This is a genomic window from Rhizobium aureum, assembly GCF_030182495.1.
GTDB lineage: Bacteria > Pseudomonadota > Alphaproteobacteria > Rhizobiales > Rhizobiaceae > Rhizobium > Rhizobium tropici_C.
The window spans coordinates 207113-228151 of sequence record NZ_JAQJCI010000002.1 but is presented as its reverse complement, the minus strand read 5'-3'; the positions used below and the strand labels follow the sequence as shown (position 1 = coordinate 228151).

General features: G+C 61.6%; 21 protein-coding genes. 15 read left to right on the top strand and 6 right to left on the bottom strand.

Annotated elements, in window-relative coordinates; translation table 11 throughout:
• Positions 1-4 precede the first annotated feature (4 nt).
• The gene (locus PH552_RS06870; protein ID WP_112344600.1) at positions 5-1255 is read left to right on the top strand and encodes a D-amino acid dehydrogenase; all 1251 of its coding nucleotides are present in this window, start codon (positions 5-7) and stop codon (positions 1253-1255) included.
• Positions 1256-1316: 61 nt separating this feature from the next.
• On the opposite strand, the gene PH552_RS06865 is transcribed toward PH552_RS06870, so the two are convergent.
• A complete protein-coding gene (locus tag PH552_RS06865) occupies positions 1317-2513 on the bottom strand; it encodes an MFS transporter (protein WP_112345175.1) in 1197 nt (398 codons plus the stop codon).
• Positions 2514-2632: 119 nt separating this feature from the next.
• Between PH552_RS06865 and PH552_RS06860 the strand changes: the two genes are divergently transcribed.
• From PH552_RS06860 to PH552_RS06835, 6 genes are all read left to right on the top strand, one after another.
• On the top strand, positions 2633-3469 hold the full coding sequence (locus PH552_RS06860; protein WP_113250314.1) for an AraC family transcriptional regulator: 837 nt from the start codon (positions 2633-2635) through the stop codon (positions 3467-3469).
• Positions 3470-3532: 63 nt separating this feature from the next.
• Positions 3533-4309 (top strand): precorrin-6A synthase (deacetylating), encoded by a 777-nt coding sequence (gene cobF / locus PH552_RS06855; protein ID WP_113250388.1) that lies wholly within the window; start codon positions 3533-3535, stop codon positions 4307-4309.
• 68 nt (positions 4310-4377) lie between these two features.
• Positions 4378-5805 (top strand): precorrin-3B synthase, encoded by a 1428-nt coding sequence (cobG, locus tag PH552_RS06850; protein ID WP_169643276.1) that lies wholly within the window; start codon positions 4378-4380, stop codon positions 5803-5805.
• Between the two features lie 2 nt (positions 5806-5807).
• Positions 5808-6440 carry a precorrin-8X methylmutase gene (locus tag PH552_RS06845; protein WP_169643278.1) on the top strand — a complete coding sequence of 211 codons (633 nt, stop codon included), beginning with the start codon at positions 5808-5810 and terminating at the stop codon, positions 6438-6440.
• Positions 6437-7174 carry a precorrin-2 C(20)-methyltransferase gene (locus tag PH552_RS06840; protein WP_169643280.1) on the top strand — a complete coding sequence of 246 codons (738 nt, stop codon included), beginning with the start codon at positions 6437-6439 and terminating at the stop codon, positions 7172-7174. Before PH552_RS06845 ends, PH552_RS06840 begins: the two co-directional genes overlap by 4 nt.
• Positions 7171-7935, top strand: a complete 765-nt coding sequence (locus tag PH552_RS06835) for a precorrin-3B C(17)-methyltransferase (RefSeq protein WP_112344594.1) — start codon at positions 7171-7173, stop codon at positions 7933-7935. The genes PH552_RS06840 and PH552_RS06835 overlap by 4 nt, the downstream gene beginning before the upstream one ends.
• Here the strand turns inward: PH552_RS06835 and PH552_RS06830 are convergent.
• On the bottom strand, positions 7899-8669 hold the full coding sequence (locus tag PH552_RS06830) for a cobalt-precorrin-6A reductase (protein ID WP_169643282.1): 771 nt from the start codon (positions 8667-8669) through the stop codon (positions 7899-7901). The genes PH552_RS06835 and PH552_RS06830 overlap by 37 nt on opposite strands.
• Here PH552_RS06830 and cbiE point away from each other — a divergent pair.
• The 3 genes from cbiE to nikR all read left to right on the top strand — a co-directional run bounded on the left by cbiE (position 8653) and on the right by nikR (position 11186).
• Positions 8653-9894 carry a precorrin-6y C5,15-methyltransferase (decarboxylating) subunit CbiE gene (gene cbiE, locus PH552_RS06825; RefSeq protein WP_169643284.1) on the top strand — a complete coding sequence of 414 codons (1242 nt, stop codon included), beginning with the start codon at positions 8653-8655 and terminating at the stop codon, positions 9892-9894. The two genes, PH552_RS06830 and cbiE, sit on opposite strands and share 17 nt — an antisense overlap.
• A gap of 19 nt (positions 9895-9913) precedes the next feature.
• Complete coding sequence (gene cobM, locus PH552_RS06820) at positions 9914-10672, top strand: precorrin-4 C(11)-methyltransferase (protein ID WP_169643286.1); 759 nt, start codon at positions 9914-9916, stop codon at positions 10670-10672.
• Between the two features lie 76 nt (positions 10673-10748).
• The gene (gene nikR, locus PH552_RS06815) at positions 10749-11186 is read left to right on the top strand and encodes a nickel-responsive transcriptional regulator NikR (protein WP_112344590.1); all 438 of its coding nucleotides are present in this window, start codon (positions 10749-10751) and stop codon (positions 11184-11186) included.
• 54 nt (positions 11187-11240) lie between these two features.
• On the opposite strand, the gene PH552_RS06810 is transcribed toward nikR, so the two are convergent.
• A complete protein-coding gene (locus tag PH552_RS06810) occupies positions 11241-12053 on the bottom strand; it encodes a TIM barrel protein (RefSeq protein WP_169643288.1) in 813 nt (270 codons plus the stop codon).
• A gap of 159 nt (positions 12054-12212) precedes the next feature.
• On the bottom strand, positions 12213-13241 hold the full coding sequence (locus PH552_RS06805) for a LacI family DNA-binding transcriptional regulator (RefSeq protein ID WP_183761178.1): 1029 nt from the start codon (positions 13239-13241) through the stop codon (positions 12213-12215).
• Between the two features lie 150 nt (positions 13242-13391).
• Here PH552_RS06805 and PH552_RS06800 point away from each other — a divergent pair, with 150 nt between their 5' ends.
• The 5 genes from PH552_RS06800 to PH552_RS06780 all read left to right on the top strand — a co-directional run bounded on the left by PH552_RS06800 (position 13392) and on the right by PH552_RS06780 (position 17701).
• Positions 13392-14477, top strand: a complete 1086-nt coding sequence (locus tag PH552_RS06800; RefSeq protein ID WP_183761180.1) for a fatty acid desaturase family protein — start codon at positions 13392-13394, stop codon at positions 14475-14477.
• 27 nt (positions 14478-14504) lie between these two features.
• A complete protein-coding gene (locus PH552_RS06795) occupies positions 14505-14816 on the top strand; it encodes a MocE family 2Fe-2S type ferredoxin (RefSeq protein ID WP_075855758.1) in 312 nt (103 codons plus the stop codon).
• A 10-nt stretch (positions 14817-14826) separates the two neighbouring features.
• Entirely contained in the window at positions 14827-16053 is a 1227-nt protein-coding gene (locus PH552_RS06790; RefSeq protein ID WP_183761182.1) for an NAD(P)/FAD-dependent oxidoreductase, read from the top strand.
• A gap of 71 nt (positions 16054-16124) precedes the next feature.
• A complete protein-coding gene (locus PH552_RS06785; protein WP_112344584.1) occupies positions 16125-16685 on the top strand; it encodes an NADPH-dependent FMN reductase in 561 nt (186 codons plus the stop codon).
• A gap of 128 nt (positions 16686-16813) precedes the next feature.
• Positions 16814-17701 carry a DMT family transporter gene (locus PH552_RS06780; protein WP_169643296.1) on the top strand — a complete coding sequence of 296 codons (888 nt, stop codon included), beginning with the start codon at positions 16814-16816 and terminating at the stop codon, positions 17699-17701.
• Between the two features lie 5 nt (positions 17702-17706).
• On the opposite strand, the gene PH552_RS06775 is transcribed toward PH552_RS06780, so the two are convergent.
• Complete coding sequence (locus PH552_RS06775) at positions 17707-20049, bottom strand: polysaccharide biosynthesis tyrosine autokinase (protein ID WP_183761184.1); 2343 nt, start codon at positions 20047-20049, stop codon at positions 17707-17709.
• Positions 20050-20132: 83 nt separating this feature from the next.
• On the bottom strand, positions 20133-21038 hold the full coding sequence (gene galU, locus PH552_RS06770; protein WP_112344581.1) for a UTP--glucose-1-phosphate uridylyltransferase GalU: 906 nt from the start codon (positions 21036-21038) through the stop codon (positions 20133-20135).
• Between the last annotated feature and the right edge of the window lies 1 nt (position 21039).

The window sequence follows — 21039 nt, the reverse complement described above, 5'->3', positions numbered from 1 at the left end:
CATCATGAAAGTCGTCGTTCTGGGTGCCGGCATCATCGGCGTGACGTCAGCCTATCAGCTTGCCAAGGCGGGCCACGAAGTCACGGTCATAGACCGACAACAGGGGCCGGCGCTGGAAACGAGTTTTGCCAATGCCGGCGAAGTCTCCTTCGGCTATTGCTCGCCCTGGGCGGCACCCGGCATTCCCGCAAAGGCGATCAAGTGGCTGTTCATGAAACATGCCCCGCTCATTTTGCGACCGAAGGTCGATGCCGCCATGCTCTCCTGGATGGTCAGGATGTTGTCCAACTGCACGTCGGAACGCTACGCGATCAACAAGAGCCGGATGCTGCGCCTTGCCGACTATAGCCGCATCTCGCTGGCTCAGCTTCGCCAGGAGACCGGCATCGCCTATGACGAGCGCATGCAGGGCACGCTGCAGCTGTTCCGCACGCAGCAGCAGCTCGATGCATCGGCCAAGGACGTCAAGGCTCTTGCGGCCGACGGCATTCCCTATGAGGTACTGGATCGCGACGGCTGCGTTCGTGTCGAACCGGCGCTCAAGCACGTTCGCGAGAAGATCGTCGGCGGCCTGCTGACGCCGAAGGACGAGACAGGCGACTGCTTCAAATTCACCAATGCGCTTGCTGCGAAGACGATCGAGCTCGGCGTAAAGTTCCAATACGGCACGATGATCAAGGGGCTCGACGCTGAGGGCGGTCAGGCGCGCGCCGTCATAACCGATCGCGGGCGAGTGGATGCGGATGCGATCGTTGTTGCGCTTGGCAGCTATTCGCCACTCCTGCTGAAACCGCTCGGCATCAGCCTGTCCGTCTATCCGGTCAAGGGCTATTCGCTGACGATCCCGATCACCGATGCCTCGCGCGCACCGGAATCGACCGTCATGGACGAAACCTACAAGATCGCCATCACCCGGCTCGGCGATCGCATCCGCGTCGGCGGCATGGCGGAAATCTCCGGCTATACCAATGATCTTGGCCTTGCGAGGCGCCGGACGCTTGAGCATTCCGTGACCGATCTCTTCCCCGGCGGCGACGTTGCCAAGGCCTCCTTCTGGTCGGGCCTGAGGCCGATGACGCCGGACGGCACGCCGGTCATCGGACCGACGAAGGTCAAGGGGCTTTATCTCAATACAGGTCACGGCACGCTGGGATGGACCATGAGTTCCGGCTCGGCGCGCGTCATCAGCGATCTCGTCAGCGGCCGCAGGCCTGATATCGACGCGACGGACCTCGCCATCAGCCGCTACGCCTGACACGCAGGCTCGCGCATAAGCGCTCCAGAAAAGCGGCGGGCTGATTGCCCGCCGATTTCGATCAATGCCGCGGGATTCGTGGCAGGAAGATCGTGAATAATCCCAACAACGGCAGATACGAGCAGAGCGTATAGACGAAGGGGATGCCATGCGTGTCGGCAAAATCTCCGAGAGCAGCAGCCCCCAGTCCGCCCGCGCCGAAAGCGAAGCCGAAGAATATGCCGCCGATCAGTCCGACACGGCCGGGGATCAGCTCCTGCGCAAAGACGACGATCGCCGGGAAGGCCGAGGCAAGCACGAGGCCGATGACGACAGTGAGGACGCAGGTCCAGAACAGGTTCGCATAGGGCATCAGCAGCGCAAACGGGATGACGCCGAGGATCGAGAACCAGATCACGAAACGCGCGCCCAGACGGTCGCCCACCGGACCGCCCATGATCGTGCCGACGGCGACCGAGCCAAGGAAGAGGAACAGCATCAGCTGCGCATCGCGGACATCGAGATGGAACTTGTCGATGACGTAGAAAGTGAAATAGCTCGAAATGCTCGCCATATAGACGTTCTTCGTCGCCGTCAGCAGGATGAGGATGGCGAGCGCCCACATCGCCCTGTTGCGCGAAATCGGCAGAGCGCGGCTCGGCGCGGGACGCGCCGACTGCTGGCGACGGTGATTGATGAACCAGTTGCCGACCCAGCTCAGAACAATGAAGCCGATGACGGCCAGCACCGAAAGCCAGGCGACACTCTTCTGGCCATGCTGGAGGACGAAGAACGCGGCAATCAGCGGTCCGATGGCCGAGCCGGCATTGCCGCCGAGCTGGAACAGCGATTGCGCCAGGCCGTGGCGCCCGCCCGAAGCGAGACGTGCAACACGCGACGCCTCCGGATGGAAGACGGCCGAACCGAAGCCGATCAGGCTCGCGGCGATCAGGAGCACGCCGAAACTGCCGGCATAGCCGAGCAGCAGCAGACCTGAAAAGGTGCTGACCATGCCGACCGGCAGCGAGTAGGGCATCGGCCATTTGTCGGTGACGATGCCGACCACCGGCTGCAACAGCGAAGCGGTGATCTGGAACATCATCGTCAGCAACCCGATCTGCACGAAATCGAGCGCATAATTCTCTCTGAACATCGGATAGAGCGATGTCAGAAGCGACTGCATCGTATCGTTCAGCAGATGGCAGGTGCTGACCGCCATAACGATCGATATCGTCGTCTTTTCATATCGGGCCTGCGTACCCGAGAATGCCGCAACCATGGGAGATTCCTCGCCTGTGTCGGCTGCCTTGCCGACCATATTGTTTCTTCCGCCTTTAACACGGCTTGCGTGTGTCCTTCTTTCGTGTTCTGGTCCAATAGTTTCTCGATCGGGCCAAAATGGAAAAACTATCGAAACAGTTGCTGGCAACCCTCGACAATGACCATGTGCAGAACATGCGCTGGATGGAGGAATCGCCCGCGGATGTGCTTGTCCATAGCGCCGAGCCGCCGCAGGGCTATACCGTTCCGTGGCACCATCATCGCCGCACCCAATTGCTGTGCATCTTTGCCGGCGTCGCCCTGATCATGACGGCGCGCGGCCGCTGGATGGTCCCGCCCGGTCATGCCCTTTTCATCCCTGTCGGGCTGGAACATTCGATCGAGATCCTGAGCGATGTCTGCATGAAATCCGTCTACGTGACGCCACGCGGCCAACCGCCGAAGGACGAGGCACCGCGCGTCGTCGAAGTCACGGATCTCGCCCGCAGCCTGCTGTTGGAAGCCATTCGCCTGCGGGAGGCACCGGTCACTCATCGAAAGGCAAGGCTGGTCCTGTCTCTGCTCGTCGAGGAAATCGCGACGCTGCCGGAACGGCCCCTCGGTCTCCCCTTCCCGTCCGACCGTCGGATGGCCGCGCTCTGCCGCGACTATCTGTCCAATCCGTCGCCCAACGCCAGACTGGACGATTGGGCCGAGAAGCTTTCGGTGAGCCGCCGGACGTTCACACGGCAGTTTCGCAAGGAAACCGGCATCAGCTTCACCACATGGCGCCAGCAGGCGAGCGTCTTTGCCTGCCTGCCGCAGCTCGCCGAAGGCCAGCCCGTCACCAATGTCGCGCTCGAAGCCGGCTACGAGAGCGTGGCCGCCTTTACCACCATGTTTCGCCGTATGCTCGGCACCTCGCCGCGCAGCTATATGGCCAGCCGCTGGACCTTTGAGCGGCAATCGGCGTGAACGCTTCCCCTTGAAATGATGCTGCGCTTCCGGCAAACAGCCCTGAAGAGCGAGGGCAAGCACATGCGGCATATTCACATCGTCGGGATCGGCACGGGAAATCCCGAACATCTGACCGTGCAGGCGATCAATGCGCTGAACTCCGCCGATGTCATCCTCATCCCCAGCAAGGGCGCCGCCAAGAGCGAGCTTGCTGACGTCAGACGCGAGATTTGCCAGCGCTATGTCACCAATCCAGCCGCGCGTTATGTTAGCTATGACATGCCCTCGCGCCAGACCGCGGACCGCAGCTATGTGCAGAGCGTCGACGACTGGCACGAGGCGATTTCAGCGACCTATGAGCGGCTGTTTCTGGAACACCTGACGAAAAGCCAGAGCGCCGCCTTCCTCGTCTGGGGCGATCCGGGCCTTTATGACAGCACCTTGCGCATTCTCGAGCGCGTGGTCGCGCGCGGCAAAGTCGCTCTCGATTACAGCGTTGTTCCCGGCATCACCAGCGTTCAGGCGCTGACGGCAAGCCATCGCATCCCCCTCAACCTCGTCGGCAAACCGGTGCAGATCACCACCGGTCGGCGGCTGGCTGAAAGCTTCCCGGGAATTGTCGAAACGGCCGTCGTCATGCTCGACGGCGAGCAGGCCTTCAGCAAGATCGACGACCCCGATGCCTATATCTATTGGGGCGCCTATCTCGGCACGAAGGACGAGATTATCATCGCCGGCAGGCTGGCGGAGGTTTCCGAGCGCATTCTTGCGACCCGTGCCGAAGCCCGCGCGCGGCACGGGTGGATCATGGATATCTACCTCATGCGCAAGGGACAGGATTTCGACGATCGCGACTAAGGTGCGACTAAGAGCCCGTCGCCAAAACGTTTGCCCGCCGATCCGGATTGTGCAAGGAAATGTCCCTTATGAAGGGCAGTTTTATGGTTGCGGCCGATGCTGAGACGATGACGGGTCACACGTGCCTCTCACAGGAGACGGCCGATCATGACCCTTTGGCATCACCCCTGCCCTCCATGGTTCGCGGCGCCTGCCCCTCCTTGAGCGCACCGATGCAGACGGGCGACGGGCTGCTCGTGCGCCTGCGGCCATCGACGCCAGGTCTGACGGTTGCCCAGTTTCGCGCTTTGGCCGAGGCCGCTCAAAGGCATGGGAACGGTCTGATCGAAATCACGGCGCGCGGCAATCTTCAGCTACGCGGCATGACGCCGGACAGCATGGCCGGACTGGCTGCCGATATCGATCGTGCCGACATCGTGCCGGAGAGCGGCGTTGCGATCGAAGTTCCGCCGCTCAGCGGCCTCGATCCATCGGAAATCGCTGACGCGCGCTTGCTTGCCGAATGTTTGCGGAGCGCGATCGATTCAATCGATCCCAAGCCGCTTCTGGCTGCCAAGCTTGCCATTATCGTCGATGGCGGCGGCCAGCTCGTTCTCGATGAACTCTCGGCGGATATCAGGCTGAAGGCCGGCAAGGCGGGCGGCGGCCGCCAACTGTGGAGGCTCGCGATTGCCGGAACACGGGCGACGGCCACGCCGCTTGCCGACTTGACCGGCGACCAAGCGATTCCCGGCGTCATGACGCTGCTGAAAACCTTGGCCGCAATCGGACCCCGCGCCCGGGGTCGCGATCTGGATGCCGCGTCACTGCAAGCTCAATTTCCCCTCTCTCCCGACCTCGCCCGCAGAGAAGCCATCCAGCCGGCCCCTCCCGTGGGCGTCATCCCGCTCGATGGCGAACGCTCGGTGCTCGGACTGCGCCCCGCCTTCGGTCAGATCTCCGCGCAACACCTCATCCGCTTTCTGGACATCGCGGAAGCAGCGGGTGCCCGTGAAATCCGGACGGGACCGGAACACAGCCTGCTGCTGCTTGGCCTTCCGCTTGTTCGGATCGAAAGTATCCAGGCTGCCGCAGCCGCTTGCGGCTTTCAGACACGCGCCGACGATCCGGCAAATTATGCAATTCCCTGTGCCGGTGCCGGCGCATGCGCTTCCGCGTATTATGCGACGAGAGAGGCCGCCGCCGATCTGGTCGAAGTGGGGGCGGACCTGCTTGACGGCTCACTCAAGGTGCATTTGTCCGGCTGCGCGAAAGGCTGTGCGCATCCCTCCCCGACAATGCTCACCATTGTCGGGGCTGCGACAGGCTATGCTATTGTCGTAAATGGGTCATCATCATCGGAGCCCGTGGCTTACATCCATAAGGAAGACCTGAAATCGACGCTGGCTGCGCTTGGGGAATTGGTACGGAACAACAAAGCTGCTGGCGAATCGGCACAGCAGTGTCTTAAACGGCTCGGCCGGGACGCAATCGCGACGGCTTTACGACAGGGATAGAAATGCCTGACTATGACTATATCCGCGAGGGAGATGCGATTTACGAGCGCTCCTTTGCGATCATCCGCAGTGAAGCCGATCTCCAGCGTTTCCCTGAAGCCGAGGCCGATGTCGCAATCCGCATGATCCATGCCTGCGGATTAGTGGAAGCAGCAGAGCATTTCCTGTTCTCCTCCGATTTCGTCGCATCCGCCCGCAAGGCGCTGACTGACGGTGTGCCGATTTTCTGCGACGCGGAGATGGTCGCCCGCGGCGTGACCCGCGCCCGGCTGCCGGCCGCAAACGAGGTGATCTGCACCTTGCAGGATCCGCGCACGGCGGAGATTGCGAAGTCCATCGGCAACACGCGCTCGGCGGCCGCCATGCATCTTTGGACAGACCGCCTTGCCGGCTCGGTTGTCGCCATCGGCAACGCCCCGACCGCCCTCTTCCACCTTCTGGAAATGCTGCGCGATGGCGCGCCGAAACCAGCCGCGATCATCGGCATGCCCGTCGGCTTTGTCGGCGCGGCGGAATCGAAAGATGCGCTTGCCGAGAACTCCTACGGCGTTCCTTTTGCCATCGTGCGCGGCCGGCTGGGCGGCAGCGCCATGACGGCAGCCGCCCTTAATGCTCTCGCGAGGCCGGGCCTATGAGCGCACCATCCAATGGAAGCCTAATCGGCGTCGGCACCGGCCCCGGCGACCCGGAATTGCTGACAGTCAAGGCCGTCAAGGCTTTGGAGCGTGCCGATGTCGTCGCCTATTTTGCCAAGCAGGGCAGAGGCGGCAACGGCAAGGCCATTGTCAGCGATCTGCTGAAAACCGACGTGACGCTGCTGCCACTCTATTATCCCGTCACCACCGAGATCGATAAGGATGCACCTGACTACATCGATCAGATCACGGCCTTTTACGACGTTTCTGCCGAGATGGTGGCGGCACACTTGCGGGAAGGAAAGACGGTTGCTGTCCTCAGCGAAGGCGATCCCCTGTTTTACGGCTCCTACATGCATCTGCATGTCCGCCTTGCCGATCGCTTCCCGACCGAGGTCATACCAGGCGTGACGGCGATGTCCGGCTGCTGGTCGCTCGCCGGATTGCCGATGGTGCAGGGAGACGACGTGCTCTCCGTGCTCCCCGGAACCATGGCGGAAGCCGAGCTTGCCCGCCGCCTGGGGGACACGCAGGCCGCCGTCATCATGAAGGTCGGCCGCAACCTGCCGAAGATCCGCCGCGCGCTCGATGCTGCCGGCCGATTGGAGGAAGCGATCTATGTCGAGCGCGGCACGATGGCGAACGGCGCCATGACGCCTCTTGCCAGCCGCGACGATGCTGAAGCGCCCTATTTCTCCCTTGTGCTGGTTCCCGGCTGGGAAAGCCGGCCATGAGCGGGCGTCTTTATGTGATCGGCACGGGCCCCGGCAATCCCGCGCAGACGACGCCGGAGGCATTGGCGGCCGTTGCCGATGCCCATGAATTCTATGGGTATGGCCCCTATCTCGACCGCCTGACGCTGCGCAGCGACCAGATCCGTCAGGCATCCGACAATCGCGAGGAGCTGGACCGCGCCAAGGTGGCGCTGCAGCGGGCGGCAGCCGGCGTCAATGTCTGCGTTGTTTCCGGCGGCGATCCGGGCGTCTTTGCCATGGCAGCCGCCGTTTGCGAGGCGATCGACCACGGCCCGGCTGACTGGCGTGCGGTGGACCTAATCGTCGTGCCCGGTATCACGGCCATGCTTGCCGTTGCGGCCCGCATCGGCGCGCCGCTCGGGCATGATTTCTGTGCAATTTCGCTATCGGACAATCTGAAGCCTTGGCCGCTGATCGAAACCCGTCTCCGCGCCGTCGCCGAAGCGGGCTTTGTGATCGCGCTCTACAATCCGATCAGCAAGGCGCGGCCCTGGCAACTCGGCACGGCCTTCGAGATTGTGCGGGACATTTTGCCTGCGGACACGCCAGTCATTTTTGGCCGGGCCGCCGGCCGGCCGGACGAGCGCATGACGGTGGTGCGGCTTGGCGATGCCGAGGCGTCGCAGGCGGATATGGCGACTTGCGTCATCATCGGCTCGGCCGAAACCCGCGTCATTGCCCGCGAAGGACGCCCGGATCTGGTCTATACGCCGCGCTTCATCAGGGAAGAGACGAAATGATCGATCCGATCGAGCGCAGCCTCCACTGTTTCGACCACCGGCAAGCCGGCAGTCTCCGCGCGCTCGACCATAATCACCTTGATTCCGAGCTGCCTTGCCGCCTCGATCTTCCCGTAGGTCGCGTCACCGCCGCTGTTCTTGGCGACGACCACCTCGATTGCGTGGCGTCGCAGGATCTCCAGCTCACCCTCCAGGCGGAACGGACCCCGGCTGTGGATGTAGCTGACGTCAGGCACGGTCAGCGGCGGATCGACGGGGTCAACGCTGCGGACCCAGTAATGATGATGCGGCGCCGCATTCGCCTGACACGCCTCCTGTCGGCCGGTCGCGAGGAAGACACGCAAAGGCTTGGCGCCAAGTGCAGCGATGGCTTGCGAAACGCTATGTACGGAAAGCCAGTCGTCGCCTTCGACCGGCATCCACGCGGGACGGCGCAATGCAAAGGCCGTCACAGCGCATTGAGTGGCCGCCTGGGCAGTATTGGCGGAGATGCGGGCCGCGAAGGGATGGGTGGCATCGATCACCAGATCAATCTTTTCATCGATGACATAGCGGGCAAGCCCCTCTGCGCCACCGAAACCGCCGCTGCGCACCGGAACGGGCTGCGGCGCCGGATCGGCAGTCCTGCCGGCAAGCGACAGGACAGTGTCGAGATCAGCGCGCGAGGCAAGGGCTGCCGCCAGCGCGCGGGCCTCGGTCGTGCCGCCGAGGATCAGAATGCGGGCCTTGCCCATGGCTGAGACACCTTCAATTCAACGCTGGCTCACTCTTATCGGCATCGGCGAAGACGGTCCAGGCGGCATCGGCGACGAGGCCAAACGGCTGATTGCCACAGCGCCCATGGTCTTCGGCGGAGCGCGTCATCTCGAATTGATGGGTCCTGTCATCACCGGAGAGACCCAGACATGGCTCTCACCATTCGAAAAATCCGTCGAGACGCTGCTTGCCCGGCGCGGTGAGCCGACCGTGGTTCTTGCCTCCGGCGACCCATTCTTCTACGGCGTTGGGGCGACGCTTTCACGACGCGTTGCGGCTTCTGAAATGACCGTCATTCCGGCGCCCTCCTCCTTCAGTCTCGCCGCATCGCGCCTCGGGTGGCCCTTGCAGGACACCACGGTTCTGTCACTGCATGGACGGCCCATCGATCTCATCCGGCCGCATCTGAACCCAGGCCGTAAGATCCTGGCGCTGACATCCGATGGCAAAGGTCCTGCCGAATTGGCCGTCCTGTTGCAAAGTTCAGGGTTTGGTCAATCTCGCCTCACGGTTCTGGAGGCGCTGGGCGGCCCGAATGAAAAAATCTCTCGGCAGAGCGCGGCCGAGTTTTCCCTCTCCGGTATCAACGATCTCAATATCTGTGGCATTGAAGTCAAAGCCGACGCCGGCGCGCGGATTTTATCGCTGAGTACGGGCCTCGCCGACGAGCTTTTCGAACATGACGGGCAGATCACCAAGCGGGAGATACGCGCAATCACGCTATCCGCGCTGGCGCCACGTTATGGTGAGCTGCTCTGGGATATCGGCGCCGGGTCCGGTTCGATCGGCATCGAATGGATGCTGGCCGATCCCTCGCTGCGCGCCATTGCCATCGAGGCTTCCGTTGAACGCGCCGCTCGAATACGCCGAAACGCAGCGAATTTCGGTGTACCGGGCCTGACCGTTGTCGAAGGCGAGGCGCCGGCTGCTCTTACCGGCCTGCCGGCACCGGATGCGATTTTTATCGGCGGCGGCGGCAGCGATGCCGGCATGCTGGAGGCCGCCATCGGCCAATTGAAAAGCGGCGGCAGGCTGGTCGCCAATGCCGTCACGACCGAAATGGAAACCCTTCTGCTGACCGAACAGGCACGCCGGGGCGGTTCGCTGATCCGCATCGATATAGCACGCGCCGCGCCCGTTGGCCGCATGACCGGCTGGCGGCCGGCCATGCCAGTGACGCAATGGTCGTGGATCAAGCCATAATTCAGAACGAGGTAGAGCGATGACAGTGCATTTCATTGGCGCAGGCCCAGGAGCCGCCGACCTGATCACGGTGCGCGGCCGGGATCTGATCGGAAAATGCCCCGTCTGCCTCTATGCCGGCTCGATCGTTTCGCCGGAACTGCTGCAATATTGCCCGCCGGGCGCGCGCATCATCGACACTGCACCGATGTCGCTTGACGAAATCGAGGCGGAGTATCTGAAGGCGGCAGCCGCCGGCGAAGATGTCGCGCGCCTGCATTCCGGCGACCTCTCGGTCTGGAGCGCTGTCGCCGAGCAGATTCGCAGGCTTGAGCGGCACGGCATCGACTATACGCTGACCCCAGGCGTTCCCGCTTTCGCGGCTGCCGCCTCGGCGCTGGGCCGCGAACTGACCATACCAACCGTCGCCCAAAGTCTGGTTCTGACCCGCGTTTCCGGCCGTGCCTCGCCCATGCCGAATAACGAGACGCTGGAAAAATTCGGCGCCACCGGCGCGACGCTCGCGATCCACCTGGCGATCCACGCGCTCAAAGAAGTCGTCGAGGATCTGACGCCGCTTTATGGCGCGGACTGCCCGGTTGCGATCGTCGTCAAGGCATCGTGGCCCGATGAACGGATCGTTCGAGGCACGCTTGCCACGATCGAGGCAAAGGTCGCTGAAGAACCGATCGAGCGCACCGCGCTGATATTCGTCGGTCCATCACTTGGCGCCAGCGATTTCCGCGAAAGCTCGCTTTACGACCCGGCCTACCAGCGTCGTTTCCGCGGCCGGCAATAAAGCCGGACACCGTTGCAAATCGCCTCGAAATTTCCTCTAGTCGATACCAACCGCTGCGTGGAACGAGGATCAGGATATGCAACGCATAACCATCACCATCGATGACGATCTTCTGGAGACGATAGACAAGATCAGCGCGCAGCGGGGCTATGCCAGCCGCTCGGAAACCTTGCGCGATCTCGTTCGCGACGCCGTCACGCGCGCGCAGCCGACGGTTGACGGGGAGGCCAGATGCTATGCGACGCTGACCTATGTCTATGAACACGAAACCCGCGACCTGTCGCGCCGGCTGACGACGGCGCAACACCACCACCATGATCTTTCAGTCTCGACGCTTCATGTCCATATCGACGGGCATGATTGCCTCGAAGTTTCCGTGCTGAAGGGCAAGGCGGAAGAGGTAATGACCTTCGCAGACAGTGTGATCACGCAGCGCGGCGTGCGCTTCGGGAACCTGCACATCATCCCAACGGACCATGCCGGGGAGCACTCCGAAACCCATTCGCATGACTGAGCGAGTGGGGGCAGTAGTCCGCGGAAATGAGTTGCCCGCGGACCACCGCATCGATCAGAGCCGGCCCGCAATATAGGCCATGCTTTCCTTGAGAGCGGCAATCGGCTCATTCAGAGCATGGACTGTCGGAGCGAAAGGCTCAAAGGATGCCGGGCCGGCATAGCCGGCAGCGATCAACGCGCGCAGCTGACCGACATTGTCGAGGCGATCCCTGGCATCGACGAGAACGCGATGCGGGTCGCGCATATCGGCGACCGAAACATCGGGATCGCTGACGCCGGAAATATGGATGAGCCCCGTCAACTCCGGGAAAATCGCGGCCTCGCCGGCAAGATGATGATGGAAGGTATCGTGAACCAGGCAGAAGGTAGATTTCGCGCCCAGTTCCTCGATCGCGGCGGCCGCCTCGCTCTTCAGGCGCAACGAACAGATCTCGAAGCCGAGCGGTTCGACAAGACCGATGATGCCGGCTGCTTCCAGCATCGGCTTCAGGGCCGACAGCGACTTGCGGAGATTGGCACGCCGCACCTCGGGCTCGCGGCCGCTGCCATCATTGACCGGAACAAGGACGAGCGCCCTGGCGCCGCAATCGCGCGCATAATCGATCAGCTCCGCCGCCTCGCGGGCGCGCTCGTCGTTCCATTCATTGAAGCGCTGCAACGCGTTGATGGAGATGATAGCCACGCCTTCGCGCGCCGCGAGTTCCTTGACAGCCATTGCCGGCGTACCGTCCAAGATCGCGTTTCCGGCGAGATCGTTGCGGATCTCCACCTTATCGATGCCGAGCTCTTTTGCGACGGCAAAGAACGCTTCCAGTGTCAGGGACGGCGCGCACATATGATTGAGCGCGAAGCGAATGGAACTCATGATAAGCACTCCTCCTCAAGACGTCCGGCCGCAAGAAACATTCCTCATCGCCGCGCCTGTTTCTCGAAGGACTAGCGACATTCATGTCTTTCTTCCATCGGGCCTAGCCATCATTCTTGATAGAATTCTCGGCGAAATGATGAAACTCCATCATAAATGCTAGATGTTTTCCGAGACGAAGATTTCAAAGGGCAGAAAGCTCTGTCCAGGCACGGCCGCCTCATCGCTCTCGAGGGACCTGATCATCAGGCTCATCAGCTCCTTGCAGAGTGCCGGCAATGGCGTGCCGATCGCCATGGCGACGACGTCGTCGGCAAGCGCTGCCCTCGATTCCGGCGTCAACTCGTTGACGACGGCGATCAGTTTGCCCGATAGCTGCTCCTCGCGAATGGCGGAAATGGCGCCCTCCATGCCGCCACCGCAGACATAAAAGCCGATGAGATCAGGGTGCTTCTGCAGGAGATCGAGCGTCGCCTCATGGGTGATCTCCGGCGTGTCGAGATTGATCAGCGTATCCAGCACCTCGAATTCGGGGGCATTTTCGCGGAAATAGGAGCGAAAGCCGATTTCGCGCAGCTCATGGCCGAGGAAGCGGTGGCTGCCGACGAAGCAGGCGACCTTCCCCGGACGCCGTGCAGAGCGCGCGATGATCCAGGCGGCCGTGCGCCCGACCTTGCGGTTGTCGACACCGATATAGCCCTGGCGCGCCGTCGTGGAGAAATCCGACAGCAGGGAAAAAACCGGAATACCTTTTTCCTTCAGCCCCTCGATAGCCGCCGTGACGGCCGGATAATCCGGCGCAACGAGGGCAACGGCCTGGCTGCGGCCAGCCATCGCCTTCAACTTCTCGACGATCGCCGTCGGTGTCGACGCAGTGACGAAGTCGACCTGCGCGTTAATGCGCGCGGTCGTGACGGCCTGCGCGGATGTGGCGATTTCTTTGGCAAAAGATTGGTAGAAAGCCTGAACCGGCTTCTGCAGGACGAAGCCCAATCGATATTGCGGCAGATCCTCGAAGACCCGCTGACGCAGGAGTCCCACGGCATGATAGCCGATTTCCTGCGCTGCGTCATAGACCCGCCTTGCCGTTTCCTCACGCACGCGATGACGTCCGTTCAGCACGCGATCGATCGTTGCAACGCTGACGCCGGATGCCTTGGCAAGATCCGCTATGGTGGGGCGACGCATGGCTACTCCTGAAATATGTCATCATTCATGACGTCAGAGTTTGATATATTTTGATAGATTCCATCATTCATGCATTGAGGCAAGCAAAAAGTCGATCTATCGTTTTCGGCATCGAGGGCGGTGCGCTGTTGCACATCGCGGGAGGCAGGAATGACGACAATAATCAAGCGTGACTACGATCTGCTCGGCGAAAGCGGCAGGCTGGCAGTGGAAACGGGGCTCGCGGCCGCCGAATGGTATCATACGGATGTGTCACGCAAGGACATGAAGGCGCTGATGCAGCGCTCGGACGCGCCCGCGATCCGCGATACCATCATCTGGCTCGGCAGCATGGTGATATTCGCTGCACTGGCCGTCTACTTCTGGGGATCATGGATCTCTATCCCCTTCTTCCTGGCCTATGGTGTGCTCTACGGCTCTGCCTCGGACAGCCGGTGGCATGAATGCGGCCATGGCACGGCATTCAAGGCGCGCTGGATGAATGACGCGGTCTATCAGATCGCCTGCTTCATGATCATGCGCAATCCGGTGACCTGGCGCTGGAGCCATGCGCGCCATCACACCGATACCGTCATCGTCGGCCGCGATCCGGAAATCGCCGTCATGCGGCCGCCGGATCTTCTTCGCCTGGTCCTGAATTTCTTCGGCATCCTCGATGTCTGGCACGCCATCGTCGACATGCTGCGCAATGCTGGCGGTGTCGTCAGCCCTGCGGAAAAGACCTTCATTCCCGAGATGGAGCAGCCGAAGGCGATCCGCATCGCCCGCATCTGGCTTGCCATCTATGTCGCGACCATCGCAGCCGCGATTGCCATGGGCTCGATCCTGCCGCTGATGCTGATCGGGCTGCCACGGCTTTACGGCGCCTGGCATCATGTTCTGACCGGCCTACTGCAGCATGGCGGCCTTGCCGACAATGTCATCGACCACAGGCTGAACAGCCGCACGGTCATGATGAACCCGGTGAGCCGCTTCATCTACTGGAACATGAACTATCATGTCGAACATCACATGTTCCCGATGGTGCCCTATCACGCGCTGCCGAAGCTGCATGCGATGATCAAACATGATCTGCCGGCAGCCAATCCGTCCATATGGTCCGGCTATCGCGAGATGATCCCGGCATTCCTGCGACAATTGCGCAATGAGGATTATTTCCTGAAGCGCGAGCTGCCGCCGACGGCGCGGCCCTATCGCGAGGAATTCCAGGGCGAGCTACCGGCTGCCGCTCAATAAAACCGGACGTGCAAAGGGAGGAAAAACATGAGCAACTGGATCGAAGTCTGCGCCGCCGATGCGATCGACGAAGAGGATGTCATTCGCTTCGATCATGACGGGCGAACCTTCGCCGTCTATCGCAGCCCCGAAGACGATTATTTCGCCACCGACGGCCTGTGCACGCATGAGAAGATCCATCTCGCCGACGGCCTGGTCATGGACAACATCATCGAATGTCCCAAGCACAATGGCCGCTTCGACTATCGCACCGGCGAAGCCAAGGGCGCACCGGTCTGCGTCAATCTGCAGACCTATCCGGTCAAGGTCGAAAACGGCACCGTCTTCATCGGGCTCTGAGGAGGTTATCGTGGCGCATTTCGTCATCGTCGGGGCCGGAGAATGCGGTGCGCGCGCCGCCTTCGCGCTTCGTGAAAAGGGATTTGGCGGGGATATCACCCTTATCAGCACCGAACCGCTTGCCCCATACGAACGCCCGCCCCTTTCGAAAGGCGGATGGGGCGCAACCCCCGAACCAAAATTTATCGCCGCGTTGGAGCGTTACGGCGACCAATCGATCGACCTGAGGCTCGACACCACGGTGACGGCGATCGATCCCGCCATAAAGACGATCAGGCTCGCGGGTGGAGAAACGCTAGGCTACGACAAGCTGCTGCTTGCGACAGGAGCCTCGGCGCGCGGCTTTCCCGGTATCGACGGCACGTCGGAGCGCATAAGCGTGCTGCGCACTCATGCGGATGCCATGGCCTTGCATGCCGCTCTTTACCCCGGGCAGCATATTGCCATCATCGGCGGCGGTTTCATCGGCCTTGAGCTGGCTGCAACGGCGCGCATGCGCGGTGCCGACGTCACCGTCATCGAGGGCCTACCGCGCGTCTTGAAGCGCGGCGTGCCCGATGCCATCGCCGAGGCGATTACCGGACGGCATTGCCAGGAAGGCGTAGATATTCGCTGCGGCCAGGTCATCGAAGCCGTGCAGGAGGACGCCGACAAGGCGATCGTTCATCTGGCTAGCGGCGAAGCGATCTTCGCCGATCTGCTGCTCGTCGGCATCGGCGCGCTGCCGAATGTGGCACTGGCTGCAGAAGCCGGCCTTGCGATCGACAACGGCATCGCCGTCAACGAGCGGCTGGAGACCTCCATTGCGGACATTTACGCGGCGGGGGACTGCTGTTCGTTTCCACTGGCACTTTACGGTGGAAGGCGTGTGCGCCTCGAATCCTGGCGCAATGCGCAGGAACAGGCGAACCTCGCCGCCGCCAACATGCTGGGAGAAGGCGCGGAAATATCGGCCGTCCCCTGGTCCTGGTCCGACCAGTATGACCTGACCTTGCAGATCGCCGGCCTTGCGGATGAGGCGGTCGCTCATGTGCGGCGCGATCTTGATGACGGGGCGTTCATCCTCTTCCATTTGGACGCGGACGGAAGACTGCTCGCCGCCAGCGGCATCGGCCGCGGCAATGCGATAGCGCGCGATATCAGGCTTGCCGAAATGCTGATCGCGGCGCGTGCGCATCCGGATCGCAATGCCCTGGCGGCAAGCTCCGTCAGGCTGAAGTCATTGCTTGCAGCATAAGATCGCCGTCAGACCTTGACGCAGGACGCCGAAGCATAAATGTCTCCCCATCATGGCAAATGGAGGAAGCAATGAAGATACTCGGCATATCAGGCAGCCTGCGTAAAGGCTCCTTCAACACGGCTCTGCTCCATGCTGCCGTCGACCTGGCACCAAGCGGTGTCGAACTGATCGCCCGCACCATCCATGGCGTGCCGCTCTATGACGCCGATCTCGAGGCTGCGGACGGCATTCCGGAAAAAGTCCAGGAGCTCAAGGATCTTGCCATCTCGGTCGACGGGCTGATCCTGTTTACCCCGGAATACAACAACTCGCTTCCAGGCGTGTTCAAGAACGCCATCGACTGGATGAGCCGCCCCTCCTCCGATATCGCCCAGGTTTTCGGCGGCAAGCCGATCGCGGTCCTCGGAGCCTCGCCCGGTAATTTCGGCACCATTCTCAGCCAGAATGCCTGGCTGACGGTCCTGCGCACGCTCGGCGCCGATGCCTGGTTCGGCGGCCGGCTGATGGTGTCGCGGGCCAGCGGCGTCTTTAATGAACAAGGCGAACTCACCGATGAGAAGGTCAAACACAATCTGGCAACCTTCATCGAAGGTTTCAGCGCCTTCGTCGCGGAACGCAAGAAGGGCTGATGCTGCTAGCCGGCGGGGCCGGAAGGCAAATAATGATCCTATGATTGAAACGACGAATAGCCTAAAGTGACCGTGGCGCCGGGTCCCGGCGCCTCCGGGGCCTCGCACATCTTCTTCCTTCGAAAATCATGAAATCCAACAAAGCCGGTTACGCCTTCACGCTGTTGGCCATCAGCATCTTCGCCATACAGGACGGCATATCCAAGCATCTCGTCAGCGCCTATCCGCCGCTCCTGGTGGCGATGATCCGCTATTGGGCCTTCATGCTTTTTGCCATCGCCATGGCCTCGCGCGCTCCGGGCGGCCTGCGACGCAACATCAGGACCAAGCGGCCAGTCCTGCAGATTGCCCGCGGCCTGCTGCTCGCCGCACAGATCGTCGTCGCCATCTCGTCCTTCGTCATCGTCGGCCTTGCCCATACGCAGGCGATCTTTTCATCCGGCCCGCTGATGGTGGCGTTGCTGTCCATACCGATCCTCGGCGAGAAAGTCGGCTGGCGGCGATGGCTGGCGATCTGCTGCGGCTTCGTCGGCGTGCTGCTGATCCTGAAACCGGAAAGCGGCGTCTTCGACGCACGGTTCCTGGTGCCGCTATTCGGTGCGCTGCTGTTTTCGCTCTATGTCGTCCTCACGCGCTATGTCAGCCGCGAAGACGGGGCCATGACCAGCTTTTTCTATACGGGTGTCGTCGGTGCTGTCGCGATGAGCTGCATAGGGCCATTCTTCTGGACGACGCTCGCACCGCATGACTGGATCTTCATGGGTATTCTCTGCCTGACGGGCGTATCGAGCCATTATTTCCTTATTCGCGCCTACGACCTGCTCGACGCCGTGGTGATCCAGCCGCTGACCTATCTGCAGCTTGTTTTCTCCGCCATTATCGGCGTTGCCATATTCGGCGAAAGACTGAGCGCGCCCATGATCCTGGGCGCGCTCATCGTCGTGGCGGCGGGCATATTCACGATCTGGCGTGAACATGCCCTGGCAAGGACTCGGCTCAAGGCCGGCAAGGCATAAGCAGACTACGCGTCCACCTGGGCGCGCGGCTGTACCTCGGTGTAGTAGCTCACATATTTCTGCCGATAGCGCTCCGTTCCGCCGAAATCGCTGTAGCGCGGCAGTTCCGACATGTCGGTCTTGTTGAGGATGACGCCAAGAACGCGCGAATTGATCTGCGGCTCCTGCTCCAGCACATTGCGCACCAGATTGGTCGGGGTCGCGCCCCATTCGGTCACCAACAGGAAGGCATCGACCTGCGGGGCAAAGGCCTTCGCATCGATGACGGGACCGAGCGGAGCAAGATCGACGACGATATAGTCGAACATCTTGCGCGCATTCTCCATCAGCTGCTGCATGCCCTGAGAAGACAGAAGCTCGCTGGTATGCAGCAGCTGATCGCGCACCACAACCGGCAGAATGGCAAGCTTGGTGCGCGGATCGACCTTGACCGCATTGGTCCACGGCACTTCACCAAGCACGGCTTCGATCAGGCCGGCCTGTGGCCGAGACTTCAGCGTGCGGCTCAGGCCCGGATTGCGCAAGTCGGCGTCAATCAGCAGCGTGCGCTTGCCGCTGCTGGCAAGCAGGGCGGCGAAATTGGCGGCCGTCGTCGACTTGCCCTCACCCGGCAGCGCCGAGATGACGCCGATCACGCGGTCGGCGCGACCCTGCAGCATGACATCGCTGGCGAGCTTTGCGTTCCTGAGCGTCTCCGCGAAGATCGAGCGCGGCGCTTCGACCGAGATGCGCATCATCCGCTCGAAGGTAACGCCCTGTTCCGCCTCCTCGGCGGTCGCGGGCTCCTGACCGATATTCCCCTTGCGCCGCTTCTTCTTGCCGCTCGCCTGTTGGCCGAGCAGCGGCAGATAGCCAAGGAACTTCAATCCAAGCGCGGAGCGCACGTCGGCTTCGACGCGGAAGAAACGGTCGCGGAACTCCTGGAAAGCGGCCACGCCGCAGCCGACCATCAGGCCGAGGATCACGGAAAGAGCCATGACAAGCGTCTTCTTCGGGCTCGACGGCGCCGTTGGCACGCCGGCAACCGAGATGACGCGCGCCTTGGCGATCGGGAAGGATCGCTGCTGGCTCGCCTGCTCGAAACGGCCAAGGTAGGATTCATAAAGACCCTTCAGCGCCGTCGCCTTCTGGTTCAGCTCATTCAGATGAACCAGCGACTTGTTGGCTTCGGAATTCTTGCCGACGACCTTGTCGATGCTTTCGCGCAGCGATTCCGCCCGCGACTGCGCGACATCAAGCTCGTTCTTGTAGCTGGCGGTGAGCTGCTGAAGGACCTGGTAGATCTGCCGGGTAATGTCCAGCCGCTCGGCCTTGAGCGCCACGGCCTGCGGATGGTCGGCACCGAAATTCTGCGTGACGTCCTGTTCGCGCTTCTGAACAGCGAGGTAACGCGTCTTCAGATCCTGCAGCACCGAATTGTCGGTCGAACTCGACGAGATGGTGGCATTCTTGACGGCGTTATCGGGACCTTGGTCGATGATCGACTTATATTGATTATAACGCGCGGCTGCGCTGGCCGTATCGGCCTGAGCGATGATCAGCTGCTTGTTTAAATCGGAAATCTGCTGTTCCGACATCAGTTCCCCGCCGGTCGAGGTCAGCCCATTGTCGGCCTTGTATTTCTCGACTTCGAGCGAAGCTTCCTGCGCGCGCTGGCGCAGGTCGTTCAGACGTTCCTGCAGCCAGACGGAAGCACGCTCGGTCGCATCGAAATTGGCGTTCAGCTGATCGGTCAGATAGGCGTTTGCATAGGCGCTCGTGACCGTGGCGGCGAGCCGTTTGTCGGTCGAGCTGAAGGAGACGGCAACGACCGAGCTTCGCGTAACGCGCTCGACCTTGAGGCTCTGCTGCAGGACGGCCGCAACTTTCTGGCGCTGGGCCTCGCGTTGCTCTTCAGGCGTCATCGGGGGGCGGGACGGCGTGAAGACGCTGACGATCAGGCCGACACCGGATTTGAGCAGTGCTGCCGGCGACATCGGCGGATTGAGCAGCGTGTTGTTATCGGCAAGACCGGCCGTATCGACGACACGCAGCGCCATCTCGTTCGATTTCAGGATTTCGACCGCGCTGGCGATTTCCATATCCGCCTGTTGGCTGCTTGCCGCCGGCGGCTGATCCTCCGCATATTTCGTCATGCTTTCGTCGAGCAATATCTGCGTCATCGAGGTGTAGCTCGCGGTAGCAGTGAGCAGATAGGCGACGGCCAGAATGACGAAAGCGGCCACGGCGAAAATAATGGTGCGGATGCGACGGCCAATGACCGCCATCAACCGATCGAGATCGATGAAGCCATCCTGCGATTCCGCTTGCGGAAGAGCGCTGTGGAAATTGAAGTTCTTCTGATGCATGGCGACCACCTTGTCGGAGAAGCCTGAATGAAAATAAGCCAGGTCCGCGGCCTTCCCGGCCGCAGACCAAGATGTGAACAGGCTTAAGCGGCGGTCATCTGCGCTTCGTGCGAGACGACCAGGTTGCGGATCGAGTCATAGACCAGTCCGCCGATATCGGCGCGAGCCAGCGCAAAGGCGACATTGGCTTCGATGAAGCCCTGCTTGGACCCGCAGTCGAAAGTGCGTCCGTTATAGACCTGGGCATGGAAGGACTGCGTCTCGGAAAGGCGCAGCATGCCGTCGGTCAACTGGATCTCGTTGCCGGCACCGCGCTCCTGACGGGCCAGAATGTCGAATATCTCCGGCTGAAGAATATAACGGCCATTGAGGTAAAAGTTTGAAGGCGCTTCGGACGGGTGCGGCTTTTCGACCATTTTGGTCACGGCAAAGCCGTGCCGAACCGCATTGCCCTTGCCGATGATGCCGTATTTCGACGTCTCTTCCGGAGCACATTCCTCGACGGCGACGATGTTGCCGCCAACTTCGTTATAGAGATCCATCAGGCCTGCCATGCAGCCGCGCATGCCGTAGCACAGCATGTCGGGCAACAGCAGCGCGAAGGGTTCGTTACCGATCAGGTCGCGGGCACACCAGACGGCGTGACCGAGACCGAGCGGAGCCTGCTGGCGGGTGAAGCTGACGGCACCCGCGCGCGGCAGAAGGCGCTCCAACTCGGTAACCTGATGGCTCTTGCCAGCCCGCTGCAGTGAGGAAATCAGCTCCGGCGTATCGTCGAAATGATCTTCGATCGCCGACTTGTTGCGGCTGGTGACGAAGACGATGTGCTCGATGCCGGCTTCGATGGCTTCATCGACGGCATATTGCACGACCGGACGATCGACGATCGTCAGCATTTCCTTCGGCATTGCCTTGGTGGCGGGCAGGAAGCGTGTTCCGTTGCCGGCAACCGGAATGACTGCTTTTCTCACACGATGCTTGGGGTCCATG

Coding starts and splice junctions, on each gene's coding strand:
- PH552_RS06860 (WP_113250314.1), top strand. CDS start 2,633: ATGGAAAAACTATCGAAACAGTTGCTGGCAACCCTCGACAATGACCAT.
- PH552_RS06785 (WP_112344584.1), top strand. CDS start 16,125: ATGAAGATACTCGGCATATCAGGCAGCCTGCGTAAAGGCTCCTTCAAC.
- PH552_RS06835 (WP_112344594.1), top strand. CDS start 7,171: ATGAGCGGGCGTCTTTATGTGATCGGCACGGGCCCCGGCAATCCCGCG.
- PH552_RS06810 (WP_169643288.1), bottom strand. CDS start 12,053: ATGAGTTCCATTCGCTTCGCGCTCAATCATATGTGCGCGCCGTCCCTG.
- PH552_RS06800 (WP_183761180.1), top strand. CDS start 13,392: ATGACGACAATAATCAAGCGTGACTACGATCTGCTCGGCGAAAGCGGC.
- cbiE (WP_169643284.1), top strand. CDS start 8,653: ATGCGGGCCTTGCCCATGGCTGAGACACCTTCAATTCAACGCTGGCTC.
- PH552_RS06805 (WP_183761178.1), bottom strand. CDS start 13,241: ATGCGTCGCCCCACCATAGCGGATCTTGCCAAGGCATCCGGCGTCAGC.
- PH552_RS06795 (WP_075855758.1), top strand. CDS start 14,505: ATGAGCAACTGGATCGAAGTCTGCGCCGCCGATGCGATCGACGAAGAG.
- PH552_RS06780 (WP_169643296.1), top strand. CDS start 16,814: ATGAAATCCAACAAAGCCGGTTACGCCTTCACGCTGTTGGCCATCAGC.
- PH552_RS06775 (WP_183761184.1), bottom strand. CDS start 20,049: ATGCATCAGAAGAACTTCAATTTCCACAGCGCTCTTCCGCAAGCGGAA.
- PH552_RS06845 (WP_169643278.1), top strand. CDS start 5,808: ATGCCTGACTATGACTATATCCGCGAGGGAGATGCGATTTACGAGCGC.
- cobF (WP_113250388.1), top strand. CDS start 3,533: ATGCGGCATATTCACATCGTCGGGATCGGCACGGGAAATCCCGAACAT.
- PH552_RS06830 (WP_169643282.1), bottom strand. CDS start 8,669: ATGGGCAAGGCCCGCATTCTGATCCTCGGCGGCACGACCGAGGCCCGC.
- galU (WP_112344581.1), bottom strand. CDS start 21,038: ATGGACCCCAAGCATCGTGTGAGAAAAGCAGTCATTCCGGTTGCCGGC.
- nikR (WP_112344590.1), top strand. CDS start 10,749: ATGCAACGCATAACCATCACCATCGATGACGATCTTCTGGAGACGATA.
- PH552_RS06870 (WP_112344600.1), top strand. CDS start 5: ATGAAAGTCGTCGTTCTGGGTGCCGGCATCATCGGCGTGACGTCAGCC.
- PH552_RS06865 (WP_112345175.1), bottom strand. CDS start 2,513: ATGGTTGCGGCATTCTCGGGTACGCAGGCCCGATATGAAAAGACGACG.
- PH552_RS06840 (WP_169643280.1), top strand. CDS start 6,437: ATGAGCGCACCATCCAATGGAAGCCTAATCGGCGTCGGCACCGGCCCC.
- cobG (WP_169643276.1), top strand. CDS start 4,378: ATGAAGGGCAGTTTTATGGTTGCGGCCGATGCTGAGACGATGACGGGT.
- cobM (WP_169643286.1), top strand. CDS start 9,914: ATGACAGTGCATTTCATTGGCGCAGGCCCAGGAGCCGCCGACCTGATC.